This is a genomic window from Burkholderia sp. BCC1977 (assembly GCF_905339595.1).
GTDB lineage: Bacteria > Pseudomonadota > Gammaproteobacteria > Burkholderiales > Burkholderiaceae > Burkholderia.
The window spans coordinates 22,100-38,892 of sequence record NZ_CAJPGQ010000004.1; the positions used below are offsets into that span (position 1 = coordinate 22,100).

General features: G+C 69.6%; 15 protein-coding genes. 12 read left to right on the forward strand and 3 right to left on the reverse strand.

The annotated features are described in order from the left end of the window. Positions 1-2 precede the first annotated feature (2 nt). The 4 genes from U5771_RS05025 to U5771_RS05040 are packed head-to-tail and all read left to right on the forward strand — an operon-like array spanning position 3 to position 2,717. The gene (locus U5771_RS05025) at positions 3-743 is read left to right on the forward strand and encodes a methyl-accepting chemotaxis protein (protein WP_322022955.1); all 741 of its coding nucleotides are present in this window, start codon (positions 3-5) and stop codon (positions 741-743) included. Next, a complete protein-coding gene (locus tag U5771_RS05030) occupies positions 740-1,324 on the forward strand; it encodes a hypothetical protein (RefSeq protein WP_322022956.1) in 585 nt (194 codons plus the stop codon). Before U5771_RS05025 ends, U5771_RS05030 begins: the two co-directional genes overlap by 4 nt. A 22-nt stretch (positions 1,325-1,346) precedes the next feature. Then, complete coding sequence (locus U5771_RS05035) at positions 1,347-2,315, forward strand: chemotaxis protein CheX (protein ID WP_322022957.1); 969 nt, start codon at positions 1,347-1,349, stop codon at positions 2,313-2,315. 36 nt (positions 2,316-2,351) lie between these two features. Next, positions 2,352-2,717 (forward strand): response regulator, encoded by a 366-nt coding sequence (locus U5771_RS05040; RefSeq protein WP_060238818.1) that lies wholly within the window; start codon positions 2,352-2,354, stop codon positions 2,715-2,717. 42 nt (positions 2,718-2,759) lie between these two features. On the opposite strand, the gene U5771_RS05045 is transcribed toward U5771_RS05040, so the two are convergent. Next, entirely contained in the window at positions 2,760-3,641 is an 882-nt protein-coding gene (locus U5771_RS05045) for a LysR family transcriptional regulator (RefSeq protein ID WP_322023143.1), read from the reverse strand. Positions 3,642-3,761: 120 nt separating this feature from the next. Here U5771_RS05045 and U5771_RS05050 point away from each other — a divergent pair, with 120 nt between their 5' ends. Together U5771_RS05050 and U5771_RS05055 are read left to right on the forward strand one after the other, a co-directional pair. After that, positions 3,762-5,216 carry an MFS transporter gene (locus U5771_RS05050; protein ID WP_322022958.1) on the forward strand — a complete coding sequence of 485 codons (1,455 nt, stop codon included), beginning with the start codon at positions 3,762-3,764 and terminating at the stop codon, positions 5,214-5,216. 184 nt (positions 5,217-5,400) lie between these two features. Further along, on the forward strand, positions 5,401-6,195 hold the full coding sequence (locus U5771_RS05055; RefSeq protein ID WP_322022959.1) for an enoyl-CoA hydratase: 795 nt from the start codon (positions 5,401-5,403) through the stop codon (positions 6,193-6,195). A 174-nt stretch (positions 6,196-6,369) separates the two neighbouring features. On the opposite strand, the gene alr is transcribed toward U5771_RS05055, so the two are convergent. Beyond that, positions 6,370-7,491, reverse strand: coding sequence for an alanine racemase (gene alr / locus U5771_RS05060; RefSeq protein WP_322022960.1), 1,122 nt, complete (start codon positions 7,489-7,491; stop codon positions 6,370-6,372). Between the two features lie 298 nt (positions 7,492-7,789). On the opposite strand from alr, the gene U5771_RS05065 reads away from it, so the two are divergent. After that, complete coding sequence (locus tag U5771_RS05065) at positions 7,790-8,161, forward strand: MAPEG family protein (RefSeq protein ID WP_322022961.1); 372 nt, start codon at positions 7,790-7,792, stop codon at positions 8,159-8,161. A gap of 48 nt (positions 8,162-8,209) precedes the next feature. Here U5771_RS05065 and U5771_RS05070 read toward each other — a convergent pair whose 3' ends face one another. Next, positions 8,210-9,163 carry a LysR family transcriptional regulator gene (locus tag U5771_RS05070; RefSeq protein WP_322022962.1) on the reverse strand — a complete coding sequence of 318 codons (954 nt, stop codon included), beginning with the start codon at positions 9,161-9,163 and terminating at the stop codon, positions 8,210-8,212. A gap of 119 nt (positions 9,164-9,282) precedes the next feature. Between U5771_RS05070 and U5771_RS05075 the strand changes: the two genes are divergently transcribed. The 5 genes from U5771_RS05075 (at position 9,283) to U5771_RS05095 (ending at position 16,780) form a co-directional block, all read left to right on the forward strand. Then, positions 9,283-12,831 (forward strand): ABC transporter ATP-binding protein, encoded by a 3,549-nt coding sequence (locus U5771_RS05075; RefSeq protein WP_322022963.1) that lies wholly within the window; start codon positions 9,283-9,285, stop codon positions 12,829-12,831. 678 nt (positions 12,832-13,509) lie between these two features. Continuing rightward, positions 13,510-14,262, forward strand: coding sequence for a glutamine ABC transporter substrate-binding protein GlnH (gene glnH / locus U5771_RS05080; protein ID WP_322022964.1), 753 nt, complete (start codon positions 13,510-13,512; stop codon positions 14,260-14,262). 15 nt (positions 14,263-14,277) lie between these two features. Continuing rightward, complete coding sequence (glnP, locus tag U5771_RS05085) at positions 14,278-14,985, forward strand: glutamine ABC transporter permease GlnP (protein ID WP_322022965.1); 708 nt, start codon at positions 14,278-14,280, stop codon at positions 14,983-14,985. Then, positions 14,982-15,710, forward strand: a complete 729-nt coding sequence (glnQ, locus tag U5771_RS05090) for a glutamine ABC transporter ATP-binding protein GlnQ (RefSeq protein WP_040129610.1) — start codon at positions 14,982-14,984, stop codon at positions 15,708-15,710. Before glnP ends, glnQ begins: the two co-directional genes overlap by 4 nt. Positions 15,711-15,730: 20 nt before the next feature. Further along, on the forward strand, positions 15,731-16,780 hold the full coding sequence (locus U5771_RS05095) for a C45 family peptidase (RefSeq protein WP_322022966.1): 1,050 nt from the start codon (positions 15,731-15,733) through the stop codon (positions 16,778-16,780). The last annotated feature ends 13 nt before the right edge of the window (positions 16,781-16,793 follow it).

The following is a 16,793-nucleotide window of genomic DNA, read 5'->3' on the forward strand; positions in this document are numbered from 1 at the left end:
TCGTGCAGGCGTGGATGATCCCGATCGGCGCCGCGCTGGCGGGCGGCCTGGTGGTCGCGGCGATTGCCGCGATCGTGTGGCGCATCGCGCGCGCGCGGCTCGTTGCCGCGCTGACGCGCGAGGCGGATGCGTTGCGCGCGGCGCTCGGCGCGGCCGATGCACGGGCCGAGGAAGCCGCGACGGCGCATGCGGAAGCCGCGCAGGCGTGGGCGCACCGCGAAACGGCGCTCGAGGAAACGCTGGCGCGCGAGGCGGCCGGCACCGGCGAGCAGCGCGACGCGCTGCAGGCGCTCGCGGCCGAGCGCGCGGCGCTGTCGCAGCATGCGACGAAGCTCGCCGACGAAGCCGCGCGGCTGCGCGGGCTGGCCGGCACGTTCGAGCGCTGGCACGAGCAGATGATCTCGCTGACCACGCAGAACCAGGACATGCGCACGAAGAACCAGGAGCTGTCGGCGATCGTCGCGCACGTGTCGATCGTGTCGCTGAACGCGTCGATCGAGGCCGCGCGCGCGGGCACCGCCGGGCGCGGCTTCTCGATCGTCGCGAGCGAGGTGCGCGGGCTCGCCGCGCGCTCGCAGCAACTGTCGAACAGCTATCGCGACAGCCTGAACCGCAACGATCTCGTGACGGCCGCGACGTTCCAGGACATCCAGGCCGGCGGCAAGATGATCACGGCCGCGCTCGCGACGGTCGAGACGCTGGCCGGGCAGCTGCATGCGCGGCTCGAAGGAGCGGCGGCGTGATCAGTGCGCAGGCCCGGGCCGGTTTCGAGCGGATCTTCTTCGATGCGGCGCGCACGCGGCTCGCGTCCGGCGGCGCGTGCGAGATCCGGCCGACTGCCGGCGATGCGCACGGCGCATCGCATGACCCATCCCGCACGAAGTCGCGCGCGATGCCGAAGATCGCCGAGCATGTGGCAGTGCTGACGATTTCGGCGCTGCATTTCCGGCTGCTGCTCGCGCTGCGCTTTCGCGACGACGATCCGACGCGTCGTCATTTCGCCGCGGCGGCGTCCGGCGCGAGCGCGCAGCGGCCGCTGCCCGAAGCGTTCATGGAAGTCGCGAACCTGTGCTGCGGCGCGATCAACCAGGCGCTGACCGCACCGTTCCCCGATCTCGGGATGTCGACGCCTTACCTGCTGAGCGGCGCGAGCGTCGACTACCTGCCGGCGCTGAACCCCGACCACGTGGCCGCGTACGACGTGACGCTCGACGGCGACGTGCGGATCGGCGCGACGCTGTGCGTGTGCGCGAACGCGCCGGTCGATTTCCACGTGCCGGAAACGGCGAGCGTGGACACGGGCGGCGAGCTTGAACTGTTTTGACCGATTCCGAGGATTCCGCAAGATGACCGTAGACCAACCCGTCAGCAAGGTGCTCGTGCTGGACGACAGCCGCGCGCATGCGGCGACGATCAAGCGCTTCTGCGACGAGCACAACCTGGTCGGCCTGACCGTGCGGCGCAACCGGCTGCTGAAGGTGCTGCGCTCGAACATCGATCTCGGCGCGATCCTGCTCGCCGAGGACTACGGCGGCTCGCCGGACGAGAGCGCGATCATCGCGACACAGATCGATGCGTTGCGGCCCGAGCTGCCGATCATCCTGCGCCGCGTGTCGAATGCAGGGGACGCGTCGCGCGACGGGCTGCCCGATGCGCTCGCGCGCGTCGCGTGCGCGGCCTACGTCGCCGACGACCTGACGCCGCTCAAGCGCGCGATCGACGAATACCTGTTCGGCCGCGATTACCCGAACGCGCTGGTGCGCGGCATCGCCGAGATCACCGAGGCGCGGCTCGACAGCCTGTTCCCGGGCCTCGCGATCGAGCGCGACACGCCGTGCATCGTCCGCGACCAGATCATCTTCGGCGAGGTGTTCAGCCTGATCGCGCTGGAAAGCGCATGGTGCCGCGGCTACATGCTGCTGCAGACGAGCGAGCAGCCGCTGCTCGACATGATCGGCGGCACGCGCGACGACGGCCGCGTGCCCGATTTCCGCGACGTGAACAGCGTGCTCGGCGAGCTGACCAACCTCGTGTGGGGCGCGTTCAAGAACCGCTATCTCGGCGACGCGGAGGCGCTCGCGCGCCATCCGGTGCAGGTGCCGCTCGTCGTCAATCACAAGCAGAAGTTCATTTCGTTCGGCGGCGACTGTCCGCAGCTCTGTTTCAAGTACCGGATGACCGACCCCGCATCGGGGCGGTCGGTGCGGCTCGACCAGCGTTTCGTGTTCAGCCTGAGCTGGTCGCCGGAGGATTTCCGCGAATCGGTGCAGGACGTCGGGCCGATGGTCGAATCGGGCGAACTCGAACTGTTTTGAATGTTGAAGTCAGCAACAACGAAAGGGGAAGACGGCATGGCAAAGATTCTGGTGGTCGACGATTCGGGCACGGTGCGCGACGAAGTCGCGGGTTTCCTGCGCAATCACGGGCTCGACGTCGCGACGGCGGTGGACGGCAAGGACGGGCTCGCGAAGCTCAAGGCGACGCCCGGCGTGCGGCTCGTGATCAGCGACGTGAACATGCCGAACATGGACGGCCTGACGATGGTCGAGAAGATCCGCGGCGAGCTGGCGAACGCGTCGGTCAACGTCGTGATGCTGACGACCGAAAGCAGCCCGGCGATGAAGGAGCGCGGCAAGGCGGCCGGCGTGAAGGGCTGGATCGTGAAGCCGTTCAAGGGCGATGCGGTGCTCGACGCGTTGAAGAAGCTCGCGGGCTGACCGCGCACGGGCGCGCCGCGCCGCGCCGCCCGGGCTCGGCGCTCAGCGAGCCGCCGGCGCGGCGGACGCGAATTCGTCGACGACCGCCTCGATCACGGCCTGCACGCGCGCGGTCTTGTAGAGATCGGCATGCGCGACGAGCCACACGTCGAAATGATTGCAGCGCCGTGCCATGAGCCGCACCAGTTCCGGTTCGGCGTCGGCGCGAAAGCACGGCAGCTCGGCCACGCCGAGCCCGGCGACGGTCGCCTCGACCAGCATCATCGTCGACGAGGTCTGGAACATCACGCGGCCGCGTGACGTCGGCTCGCCGCACAGCGCTTCCCACATCGTCGGTACCACCGGCTGCTGGTACATCACCAGGTCGTGGCCGTCGAACGCGCTGCCCGGCGCCGGTTCGCCGCGCTCGGCCAGATAGCCGCGCGATGCGTAGATGCCGGTTTCGAGTTGCCCGAGGCGCCGGACGATCAGGTCCGGCGATTCCGGCCGCAACGTGCGAATCGCGAGATCCGCTTCGCGGCGCGTGAGGTTGGCGATTTCGGCGGACGTCACGCACACGACGTCGATGCCGGCGTGCTTGCGCCGCAGGCGCGCGATGGCCGGCACCACGAAGCGCTTGCCGAGCGAGTCGGTGGTCGCGATGCGCACGGAGCCGGCCAGTTGCGCGTCGAAGCCCATCACGCGCCGCTCGATGGTGAGCGATGCGCGTTCCATCGTTTCCGCCGGCTCGAGCAGCGCTTCGCCGGCCGGCGTCAGCACATAGAGGGCCGGCGTGCGCAGGAACAGGCGCGCGGACAGTTCGTCCTCGAGCGCCGCGATCCGGCGGCCGACGGTCGCCTGGTCGACGTTCAGCTGCGCGGCGGCACCGCGCAGCGTGCCGGCGCGGGCGAGCGCGAGGAAGAAGCGGGCGTTGTCCCAGTTCAGGCGCATCGGCGGTTTCCTCGGGAAGGGGGTGAATGCATTTCTGCATCACGAAGATGCGAAATTATCACTTTTCTGCATCGTGCGCGGTTCCTAGACTCTCGGCATCTGCCTGGAGTTCTCATGACCGATTGCACGTCCCCTTGCACCTCTGCCTGCGCCCCTGCCACCGCCGCCGCCGTTCCGACCCCGACGGCCGGCCGTCCGACCGCGCGCGAACGCCGCTTCACGCTGGCGCTCGTCGCGATCGGGATGTTCATGGCCGTGCTCGACACGACGATCGTCAACGTCGCGCTGCCGGCGATGCGGGCGAGCCTCGGCGCGACGGTCGCGGGGCTCGCGTGGATCGTCGATGCGTACACGCTCAGCTTCGCCGCGCTGATCCTCGCGGGCGGCGTGTTGTCCGACCGGTTCGGCGCCAAGCACGCGTATCTCGCGGGCCTCGCGCTGTTCATCCTGGCGTCGGCGGGATGCGGCTTCGCGCCGTCCGTGACCGTGCTCGTCGCCGCGCGCTTCGTGCAGGGCGTGGGCGCGGCTCTCTTTCTGCCCGCGTCGCTCGCGATCGTGCGCAACACCTTCGACGTGCCGGCCGAGCGGGCGCGGGCGATCGCGGTCTGGGCGGGCATCGCGTCGGTGGCGGCGTCCGTGGGGCCGGTGCTGGGCGGCGTGCTGGTGGAGGATTTCGGCTGGCGCAGCGCGTTCCTCGTCAATGTGCCGACCGGCGTGCTGGCGCTCGGCGGGGCGGCGGTGCTGGTGCGCGCGTCGACCCGACGCGGCGCGCGCCGCTTCGACTGGGCCGGCCAGCTCGCCAGCGCGACGGCGCTCGGCGCGCTGTGCTTTGCCGCGATCGAACTGCCGACGCGCGGCCCGGGTGCGGCGGAGGTGCGGGTCGCGCTGCTGGTTGCCGGGCTCGCCGCCGCGGTGCTGATCGTCGTCGAGCGGCGCACCGCCGATCCGATGGTGCCGCTCGCATGGTTTCGCAATCGGGTGTTCGTGGCGATGAACGTGATGGGCACCCTGGTCTATGTCGGCTATTTCGGGTTGCTGTTCATCCTGAGCCTGTACCTGCACGGCGGCCTCGGGCTGAACGCACGGCAAACGGGCCTGATGCTGTTGCCGCTCGCGCTGAGCCTGTCGCTGGGCAACGTGCTGTCGGGCAAGCTGCACGGACGGGCCAGCGCGACGCAACTGATGGCCGGCGGCCTGTTGCTCGCCACCGGTGCCGTTCCGGCGCTCGCGGCCGCGCTGACGCTGCGCGCGCCGTGGCCCGTCGCGTGGGCGGCGATGGCGGCGTTCGGCACCGGCACCGCGTTGTCCGTCGCGCCGATGATCGCGACCGTGCTCGAACAGGTGCCGGCGGACTCGGCCGGCGTCGCATCGGGCTTTCTCAACGCGGCGCGGCAGGCAGGGAGCCTGCTCGGCGTCGCGTTCGCCGGCGCCGCGACGATGCTGCTGCCGAATCTGGCGGCGACGCTTCGCGCGGTCGCGGTGCTCGGCTTCGCCGCGTATGCGGCCGCTGCGCTGGTCGCGCTGCTGGCCGGCGCGAGGATCGCGAAGCACGCGCAGCGGCACGCGTAACGCCGCGGCCTTCGCTTCGCGATGAGGCGGCGTGCAGGTCGGTATCGCCTGCACGCCGGTCGGCCCCCGCTGGACGTCGCGCGCAATGTGGAGGACGATTCGTGATCATGTCGATCGCGAATCCGGGCGCGTGTTGCCCGTGTTGCCGGATCGCGCCCGATCGAACCCCGTCGAGCGGAGCATCATGGAACCCCGTCACGAGACACCCGAGCCGATCCTGTTGCGCGACGTGCGCGACGGCGTCGTCACGCTGCGGCTGAATCGGCCGCAACAGTTCAACGCGTTGTCGGAGGCGATGCTGGCGAGCCTGCAGGACGCGTTCGATTCGCTGGCCGCCGATCCGCACGTGCGCTGCGTCGTGCTCGCGGCGGAGGGCAAGGCGTTCTGCGCGGGCCACGACCTGCGGCAGATGCGCGGCAAGCCCGAACTCGATTATTACCGCGCGCTGTTCGCGCAATGCAGCCGCGTGATGCTCGCGATGCGTGCGTTGCCGGTGCCGGTGATCGCACGCGTGCAGGGCATCGCGACGGCGGCCGGCTGCCAGCTCGTCGCCGCGTGCGACCTCGCCATCGCGGCCGACACCGCGCGCTTCGCGGTGTCGGGCATCAACGTCGGGCTGTTCTGTTCGACGCCGGCCGTCGCGTTGAGCCGCAACGTATCGGCGAAGCGCGCGTTCGACATGCTCGTCACCGGGCGTTTCGTCGATGCGGCGACGGCCGCCGCGTGGGGGCTCGTCAACGAGGCCGTGCCCGCGGATGCGCTCGACGCGGCCGTCGCGCGCAAGGTCGCGGAGATCGTCGCGAAGAGCCCGGCGGCGGTGCGCTACGGCAAGCAGCTGTTCTACCGGCAGCGCGAACTGCTGCTCGACGACGCGTACGCGTTGGCGGGCGACGTGATGGCGCGCAACATGATGGAAGAGGACGCCGGCGAGGGGATCGACGCGTTCCTGGAGAAGCGCAAGCCGACGTGGCGTGCGTAGTACGTCGCGTTGCGGCGGGGCGGGCGCGCGTGCGCATTGGCGACGCCTGCGTTTACGTCGGTGTCCCCGTATCCTTTGCGCGCCGCAAATGAAAACGGGCCGCTCGCCAAGCGGCCCGCAGCCGATCCCGATGCGCGACGGCACGCGAGCGTGCCGCCACAACCACGCCGGGCGTTATCGCCCGTAGCTGCCCGTGCGCAGCGCCGGCTGCACCGCCGACGCGCCGGGCGGCACGACCACGACCGGCACGCGGCGCGCGAGCGCGCACAGCAGTTCGTAGCCGATCGTGCCGCTCGCTTCCGCGACGTCGTCGACCTTCACCTGATCGCCCCACAGCTCGACGCTCGAGCCGATGCCCGCGTTCGGGCACGGCGTCAGGTCGACGGTCAGCATGTCCATCGACACGCGGCCGACGACGCGCGTCATCACGCCGTCCACCGCGATCGGCGTGCCGGTCGGCGCGTGGCGCGGATAGCCGTCCGCGTAGCCGCACGCGACCACGCCGATCCGCATCGGCTGGTCGGCCGTGAAGCGGCGGCCGTACCCGACCGTTTCTTCCGGCGCGAGCGTCTGCACGCCGATGATCTTGCTGGTCAGCGTCATCGCGGCCATCAGCGGCGTGTCGGCGATGTGCCGCGACGCGCCGGTCGGCGACGCGCCATACAGGATCGTGCCGGGCCGCACCCAGTCGCGATGCGCGCTCGGATGCCACAGCACGGCCGCCGAATTCGACGCCGAGCGCTCGCCCGGAATCCCGGCGGTGGCCGCATCGAACTGCTCGAGCTGCCAGTCGACTTCGCCTTCGTCTGCGTTCGCGAAATGCATCATCAGCGTGATCTTGCCGATCGACGGCGCGGCCGCCGCGCGTTCCCACGCGGCGCGGAATGCATGGGGCCGGTAGCCGAGCCGGTTCATCCCGGCGTTCATCTTCAGCTGGATGTCGATCGGCTGCCGAGGCTTCGCGGCGATCAGCAGGTCGAGCTGCGCGTCGCAGTGCACGGCCACCGTCAGCCGGTGACGATCGGCCAGTTCGACGTCGGCCGGCTCGAAGATGCCTTCGAGCAGCAGCACCGGCTTGTCCCAGCCGAGTTCCCGCACGCGCACGGCTTCGTCGAGATCGAGCAGCGCGATGCCGTCGGCTGCCGCGAGGCCCGGATAGATCCGCTCGATCCCGTGACCGTATGCGTTGGCCTTGATCACGGCCCACACGCGCGATTGCGCGGCGGTGCGGCGGATGAAGTCGAGGTTGTGGCGGACGGCGTCGGGACGGATATGGGCGACGATGGGACGGGGCATGGGCGGGCTCGGGTCGAAAGTCGTTCGGCGCGCGCGGCGGCGCGGATCGGCAGGCTGGCGCGGCAACGCACCAAGCCAGTGTCGAGCGCTATATTATTGGTGTTCGACCAGTTTTAATTAACGTATTTGTCGATGATTTGGTGGAATGTTTGGTACCGGACCCATGTCGCGACGGCCTTCGCCAGCCTGCATCGCCGAGTCTCCCGTCTAGAAAACCGGTGCGCGAACCGCGCGACGCAATGCTAAGCTCTGCGCGACCCTGTCATTGATCAATGTAATCATAAAGGAGGAGACTTTGATGACGACGTCCCAGCTGTGCCTGTTCATCGTGGCGCTGTTGCCGTTCCCGATGACGTTCCTGGCCAAGGCCCGCAAGGGGTACGACAACCGTACGCCGCGCGAGTACCTGGCGAAGCTCGAAGGCTGGCGCGCGCGGGCGCAGGCCGCGCACCAGAATGCGTGGGAAGCGCTGGCACTGTTTACGGCAGCCTTGGTCGTCGCATGGCACAACGGCGCGAACGCGCACCACGTCGACCAGCTTGCGATGGGGTTCGTCGCGGCTCGCGTTGTTTACCCGCTGATGTACCTGCTGAACTGGGCGTCGCTGCGCTCGCTCGTGTGGTTCGCGGGAATGGCCTGCGTCGTCGCGCTGTTCTTCGCGACGCCGTGACGACAGCGTGACGGGGCGAGTCCGGCGCCGGCCTCGCGTGCCGGCGCGCTACGCGCCGCCCGCGCCGCGCGCGTGACTGTCGTTGGATGCGGATGCAACGATCTTCGCGAGCTGGAACGGCGGCGCATCGGCTTCGCGGCGCAGGAACGCGATCAACGAATCGAGCAGCCGGTGCCGCGCCGATGGATTGCGGCGCAGCACGAAGCGCCATGACGCATCGCGCGCGAGGCCCGGCACCAGCGGCACCAGACGGCCGCTGCGCAGTTCGGGCTCGATCAGCGGCACACGGCCGAGCGCGATACCCGCGCCGCCCACCGCCGCGCCGATCACCTGGCTGAAACTGCTGTAGCGGACGATCTTCGTTTCGAAGTCGCCCGGCAAGCCGAATTCCGATGCCCAGTTGCGCCAGTCGATCTCGGGGCTGTTCTCGTGCATCTCCTGCAGCAGCCGCGAACGGCACACGTACCCCGATGCGTACGGGAACAGCTCGGGGCTGCAGACCGGAAACACGGTTTCCCGCATCAGGATGTCGTCGTCGGCGCGCAGCCGGTGCGCGGGCACGTGCACGATCGCGAGGTCGACGCCGCTGCGCGCGAAATCCGGTTCGTCATCGACCACGACGGCATGCAGCGGCGTGTCGGGATGAAGCGACGAGAATTCCGCGAGGCGGCGTGCGAGCCACATCGACGAAAACGGCGCGTTGGCGGACACCGTCAGCCGTTGCGCGGTGGTGCCGCGAATCTCGGCGCACGCGTCGGTCAGTTTCGACAGCGCATCGCCGACGGCCGGCAGCAGGCGCGCGCCCGCCTGCGTGAGGCTGATGCCGCCGAGCCCCGTGCTGCGTTCGAGCAGGCGGGCACCCAGCGATTCCTCGAGCGCGCGGATCTGGTGACTGATCGCGCTCGTCGACACATTCAGCTCGGCTGCCGCGCGCGCGAACCCGCCGAGGCGGACGGCCGCCTCGAAAGCACGCAGCGCGCTGAGGGGAGGAAGGTGCGACATGCGGGGTATTGTAGTTGACTCAACACCCGTTGAAAAATCATCTTTTGCCGCGCGTCGGGGGCGCGGGTAGCCTTGGTCCGGTCAATCGAACCGCAACGAAAAAACGACCGGAGGGCTTCATGTATTTCGACCGACGACTATGGGCGATGATGGCGGGATTGCGCTGGCGGGTCGCCGCCGCGGTCGCGCTCGGGCTGCTCGCGATGGGTGTCGGCATCCTCCGCTTCGTGTTTCTCGGCCGCGTGCTGGCGCTCGTCTTTGCCGGCGCGCCGGCGCGCGATATCGCCGAAACCGTCGTTGCAACCGCGGCTTGCGTGCTGCTGCGCGCATGGCTCGACCATCGCCGCACGGTGCTCGCGCAGCACACGGCCGGACGTGTGCAGTCCGCGCTGCGCGCGCGGCTGTTCGACCGGATCGCCGCGCTCGGCCCCGCATGGTTCAGCGGCGAGCGCACGGGCGGCGTGATGCTGGCCGTCGTCGACGGCGTCGAGCAGTTGCAGACCTTCTTCGGCGTCTACCTGCCGCAGCTCGTGATCGCCGCGTGCGCGCCGGTGATGATCTTCGCGGTGCTCGCGTGGTGGGATGTGCCGACGGCCGCGATCCTGCTGGTCGCGGCGCTCGTCACGCTCGCGCTGCCGCAACTCGTGCATCGCGCCGACCGGCGCGCGGCGCTCGCACGCTCGGCCGCGTTCAAGGCGTTCGGCGAGGAGTTTCTCGACGCGGTGCAGGGCTTGCCGACGCTGAAGGCGTTCGGGCAGAGCGGCGCGTTCGGCGCGAAGCTGGCGGCGAAGGCGCGCGCGCTGTCCGACAGCACGTTCTGGGTGCTCGCGCTCGGGTTGCTGACGCGGCTCTTCACCGATCTCGGCACCGGCCTCGGCGCGGCAGCGGCGATCGCGGTCGGCGCATGGCGCGTGCGCCACGGCGACATGAGCCTCGAGGCGCTGCTGATCGTGCTGATGGCCGGCAGCGAAATCTTCCGGCCGCTGCGCGACCTGCGCGGCGTGCTGCACCAGGGGATGATCGGCCAGTCGGCGGCAAACGCGATTCACGCGCTGCTCGACGCGGGCAGCGAAGCACCGGCCGCCGCCGCGCCGCGCGTGCCGCACGTGCGTCCGGAGATCGTGTTCGACGGTGTCGGCTTCGCGTATCCGGGGCGTCGCGCGGACGCGCATGCGGCGCTGGGCTTCACGGTGCGCGAAGGCGAGACGGTCGCGATCGTCGGCCCGAGCGGTGCGGGCAAGTCGACCATCGTGCGCCTGCTGCTGCGCCAGCACGATGCGCAGCGCGGCGCGATCCGCATCGGCGGGCACGACGTGCGCACGCTCGACGCCGACCAGGTGCGCGAGATGATCGCGGTGGTCGCGCAGGACGCGACGTTGTTCGACGGCAGCGTCGCCGACAACCTGCGGCTCGGCCGGCCCGACGCGAGCGACGCGGACATGATCGCGGCCGCGCGGGCCGCCAACGCACACGATTTCATCTCGGCGCTGCCCGACGGCTATGCGACGCGCATCGGCGAGCGCGGGCTGATGCTGTCGGGCGGCCAGCGCCAGCGGATCGCGATCGCCCGCGCGCTGTTGCGCGATGCACCGATCCTGCTGCTCGACGAGGCGCTGTCGTCGGTCGATGCGGAAAACGAGGCGCTGATCCAGCAGGCGCTCGACCGGCTCACGCGCGGGCGCACGACGCTCGTGCTCGCGCACCGGCTGTCCAGCGTGATCGGCGCCGATCGCATCCTGGTGCTCGACCAGGGGCGGGTGGTCGACGAAGGCACGCACGCTGAATTGATCGTGCGCGACGGCCCGTATCGCCGGCTGATGGGGCCGCAGATGGAGGCCGCCGCCGAAGCCGTCGGCACGACCGCGACCGCGAGCGCCGGCGGCGTGGGCGCACGTGTCGCGTCGGGCCCGCAGGTCAAGCCGCTTGACGACGACGCGGCGACGATCGGCTGGCCCGAAACGTTGCGAACCCTGCTGCGCTTCGTCAGTCCGTGGAAGGGCAAGGTCGTGTTGACCGTGCTGTTCGGGATCGGCCGCGTGCTCACGTTCATCGGCGTCGGCGTGATCGGTGCGCGGGTGGTCGGCGGCGTGTCGGCCGGGCACGCGAACGGCGCACTCGTCGCGGCGCTGCTCGTCGTCGCACCGGTCGCGGCCGTGCTGCACTGGCTCGAATCGTGGCTCGCGCACGACATGGCGTACCGGCTGCTCGCCGAGATGCGCATCGCGCTGTTCGCGACGCTCGAACGGCTCGCGCCGGCCGGGTTGCTGCGCCGCCGCTCCGGCGATCTGGTCGCGCTCGCGACGCAGGACGTGGAGACCGTCGAATACTTCTACGCGCATACGCTCGCGCCGGCGTTCGTCGCGGTGCTGGTGCCGGCCGGCGTGCTGGTGCTGCTCGCGTCGGTTGCCTGGCCGCTCGCGCTGGTGTTGCTGCCGTTCCTGCTGTGGGCCGGTCTCGCGCCGGTACTCGCGCGGCGCGACGTCGACCGGCTCGGCACCGGTGCGCGCGAGGCGCTCGGCCAGCTCGGCGCTCACCTGACCGAAACGATCCAGGGGCTCGCGGAACTGACCGCGTTCCAGGCGCTCGCGCGGCGGCGTGCCGCGTTCGTCGCGGAAGCCGACGCGTACCGGCAGCAGCGCGCGAAGCTGCTCGACGACCTGTCGTCGCAGGGCGCCGCACTTGAAGTCGCGAGCGGGCTCGGCGGGCTGGCCGTCGCGGCGCTCGGCGCGCTCCTGTGCGCGCGCGGCTGGTTCGCGCACGAATCGTTGCCGCTGCTGGTGCTGGTCGCGGTGGCCGCGTTCATGCCGGTGGCGGAGATCGGCCAGGTCGCGCGGCAACTGGCCGACACGATCGCGTCGACGCGGCGCCTGCGTGCGCTCGAGAAGGAGCCGGTGACGGTCGTCGACGGCACGCATGCGCTGTCCGGCAGCGCGACCGTGCGGTTCGAGGAAGCCGGCTTCACGTACCCCGGCCGCGGCGTGCCGGCGATCGATCGCGTGAGTTTCGAGGTGCCGCCCGGCAGAACGGTCGCGCTGGTGGGCGCATCCGGCGCAGGCAAGTCGACCGTCGCGAGCCTGCTGCTGCGCTTCTGGGATCCGCAGCACGGGCGTGTGACGCTCGGCGGCGTCGATCTGCGCGACCTGCGGCTCGACGATCTGCGCCAGCACATCGCGCTGGTCGCGCAGGACACCTACCTGTTCAACGACACGCTCGAAGCGAACATCCGGCTCGCGGCGAACGATGCGTCCGACGAGGACGTGCGGCGCGCGATCGACCAGGCGGCGCTCGGCGAATTCGTCGCGCGGCTGCCGGACGGGCTCGCGACGCGGGTCGGCGAGCGCGGCGTGCAGCTGTCCGGCGGGCAGCGCCAGCGCGTCGCGATCGCGCGGGCGTTCCTGAAGGATGCGCCGGTGCTGATCCTCGACGAAGCGACCTCGCACCTCGACACGATCAGCGAGCAGCAGATCCGCGCGGCGCTGGAGGACCTGATGGCGCAGCGCACGTCGGTCATCATCGCGCACCGGCTGTCGACCGTCCGCAACGCGGACACGATCCTCGTGATCGAGCACGGCAGGATCATCGAGGCGGGGACGCATGCAACGCTGATCGCGCGGCAGGGCGCGTATGCGCGGCTGGTTTCGCATCAGGCGAGCGGGGTGGCGGCGTGAGCGATGCGGCTTCGAGGCTTCGCCGAAAGGGGGCGTCGCTCCAGCTACGCGCCGTTCCTTGAGCCGCGCCGGCGGCGGCCGGCATCGGCATCGCCGCGGCGCCAATGCGGACGGTCGCATGGCCGCGTTGGCGCGCTGAATCGCTGAATCGCGGGGCGTCCGCATGCCCGTTCATGCAGCATGCGGTCGTCATCCACACGCGTCGGCTGCAGTTGACGGCATACCCACCCGCCGCAACAATCGGTGCGCACCGCACCGCACCGCACCGCACCGCACCGCACCGCACCGCACCGAGCCGCACCGAGCCGCACCGAGCCGCACCGAGCCGCACCGAGCCGCACCGAGCCGCACCGAGCCGAGCCGAGCCGGGCGGCACCGCACCATCGCCGGGCTCTCGCTATCGCGTCCGCCCAGCGCGATCCCGCCTGGCTGCCCCGCCGGCGTGGCCGCACACGCGGTTCCGCGTCCCCCCATTCCTCCGATCTATCCCGCCCGTTCGGCTCGGGTTTGTCTCGATGCATTTTTCCGTTGTGTATTTTTTTTGTTGTCGTAGTATCCGTGTTGACAACACTTGTTGCACTAAGGTCTAATTCGACATCGCATGTTGCGGTGCGGCTTGATGTCGTCGTTCCCCGGCCAGCCGGCCGGTTACATCGCTCAACCATGCGGAGAAAAGTCATGAGTCGCCGTTCCTTCCTGAAAGCCGTCGCGGTGGTCGCCGCGCTCGGCGCCAGCATCGCGCACGCGGACACCAAGACGCTCGTCGTCGGGACCGATACGTCGTTCATGCCGTTCGAGTTCAAGCAGGGCGACAAGTACGTCGGCTTCGATCTCGACCTGTGGGCGGAGATCGCGAAGGACCAGGGCTGGAAGTACACGATCCAGCCGATGGATTTCGCGGGCCTGATCCCGGCGCTGCAGACGCAGAACATCGACGTCGCGCTGTCGGGGATGACCATCAAGGAAGAGCGGAAGAAGGCGATCGACTTCTCCGCGCCGTATTACGACAGCGGGCTCGCGGCGATGGTGCAGACCGACAATACGTCGATCAAGTCGATCGACGACCTGAACGGCAAGGTGATCGCCGCGAAGACGGGCACCGCGACGATCGACTGGATCAAGGCGCACCTGAAGCCGAAGGAGATCCGCCAGTTCCCGAACATCGACCAGGCGTACCTCGCGCTCGAGGCCGGCCGCGTCGACGCGGCGATGCACGACACGCCGAACGTGCTGTTCTTCGTGAACAACGAAGGCAAGGGCAAGGTGAAGGTCGCGGGCCAGCCGGTCAGCGGCGACAAGTACGGGATCGGCTTCCCGAAGGGCAGCCCGCTCGTGCCGAAGGTCAACGCGTCGCTCGTGAAGATCCGGGCCGACGGCCGCTACGCGCAGATCTACAAGAAGTGGTTCGGCGCCGAACCGCCGAAGATGTGAGCGTGACGGCACATCATGGCGCGGCCGGGCGGCCGCGCCGGTCTTGAATCGAACGGGGAGCGACAGGTGAATTTCGATTGGTCGGCGATCTGGGCGGCGTTGCCGGACCTGATGGACGGGGTCCGGTTGACGGTGTTCATCGCATTTTTCGGGCTGGTGGGCGGGTTCGTCGTCGGGATGGTCGCGGGCATGTTCCGCGCATACGGACCGAAGGCGATGAACGTGCTCGCACAGGTTTATATTGAACTGATCCGCGGCACGCCGATCGTCGTGCAGGTGATGTTCCTGTACTTCGCGCTGCCGCTGCTCGCGCATATCCGCATCGACGGCCTGACGGCCGCGATCATCGCGATCACGGTGAATTCGGGCGCGTATCTCGCGGAAGTGGTGCGCGGCGCGCTGCTGTCGATCCCGAAGGGGCTGACGGAAGCGGGGCTCGCGATGGGCCTGTCGATGCCGCGCGTGCTGCTGAAGGTGGTCGGGCCGCTCGCGTTCAGGCGGCTGATTCCGCCGCTCGGCAACCAGTGCATCGTGAGCCTCAAGGACACGTCGCTGTTCATCGTGATCGGCGTCGGCGAACTGACGCGCAAGGGGCAGGAAATCATTGCCGGCAATTTCCAGGCGGTCGAGATCTGGACCGCGGTGGCCGTCATCTACCTGATGCTGACCGGCGCGATGACGCTGACGCTTCGGCTCGTCGAAAAGCGGATGAAAATCTTATGAGCATGATCGAATTCCAGAACGTGTCGAAGAGCTTCGGCCACGTGCCGGTGCTGAAGAACATCGACCTGAAGATCGACGCGGGCGAGGTGGTCGTCGTGGTCGGCCCGTCGGGCTCGGGCAAGTCGACGATGCTGCGCTGTATCAACGCGCTCGAGAAAATCACCGGCGGCGAGCTGCTGGTCGACGGCCAGAGCGTGCGCGGCAACGCGTCGACGATCCGCAACATCCGGCTCGAGGCGGGCATGGTGTTCCAGCAGTTCAACCTGTTTCCGCAAATGACCGCGCTCGAGAACGTGATGTTCGGGCCGATCCAGGTGCGCGGCGCGTCGCGCGCCGATGCACGCGACCAGGCGATGGCGCTGCTCGACAAGGTCGGCCTCGAATCGCGCGCGAATCACTATCCGTCGGAGCTGTCGGGCGGCCAGCAGCAGCGCGTCGCGATCGCACGCGCGCTCGCGATCCGCCCGCGGCTGATGCTGTTCGACGAGCCGACCTCGGCGCTCGATCCGGAATTGCGCCACGAAGTGCTGAAAGTGATGCAGGATCTCGCGACCGAGGGGATGACGATGATCGTCGTCACGCACGAGATCGGCTTCGCGAAGCGGGTCGGCACGCGGCTCTTGTTCATGGATCAGGGCGGCATCGCCGAGGACGGCCATCCGGTCGACCTGATCGACCGGCCGCCGACACCGCGCCTGAAGGAATTCCTGAAACACGTGTCCTGAACGAAACCGAATTGTCCGACATGCCGCTTTCCCTTTCCCCCGTCATCGCCGGCACGCCGTTCGACATCGGCGTGCGCCTCGGCGAGCTTGCCCGCCCCGTGTTCGATCCGTACATGCAGCAGAGCGGCGCATGGCAGGCCGTGCGCCGCTGGCGCGGCCATCCGTTCGTCGCCGCGCTGCGGCAGGCCGCGCTGGCCGCGTACCCCGATCTCGTCGCGGAACTGGACGGGATCGCGGCGGGCGTCGGCTGGCCGGCGGAGGACCTCTTCCTGTGGAACTGCCGCGGCGAACTGATCCACAACGCGCCGGACGGCTGCACGACGCTCGCCGGGCGCGACGCGCACGGCACGCGCTGGATCGCGCACAACGAGGACGGCGATCCGTACCTGCGCGAGCGCTGCCTGCTCGTCGACGTGCAGCCGCAGGGCAAGCCGGGCTTCATCAGCTTCTATTACCCGGGCTCGCTGCCCGGCCATACGTTCGCCGCGAACCGCGCGGGCGTCGCGCAGGCGATCAACAACCTGCGGATCCGCACGCCAGCGGCCGGCGTGCCGCGGATGATTCTCGCGCGCGCGGTGCTCGATGCGACGTCGCTCGATGCAGCGGCCGACGTGCTGCGCACGCATGCCCGCGCGAGCGGCTTTCACCACACGCTCGGCGCGACCGGCGATACGCGCTTGCTGAGCATCGAGGCGAGCGTCGCGCGCTGTTCGGTCGTCGATGTCGCGCATCTCACCGGCCACGCGAATCATCTCGTGCATCCGGGGTGCGATGCGGAAGCGCAGATCGTCACGCAATCGTCCGGCGATCGCCAGCGGCGCGTCGATGCACTGACGCCGGGCATCGACGCGCTCGACGAAGCCGCGCTGCTGCGCGTGCTCGGCGACCGCGCACCGGAAGGGCTGCCGATCTATCGCGACGATCCGGCCGACCCCGACGACGAAAACACGCTGGCGACCGCCGTGTTCGCGATTCGCGACACCGCGATCGACTTCACCCTTCACCAGCACGGCACGCAGCGTTTCGCGACGCGCATCGTGCCGTCCGCGCACGCACCCAGCGCGTCCTGATCCATGAGGCAAC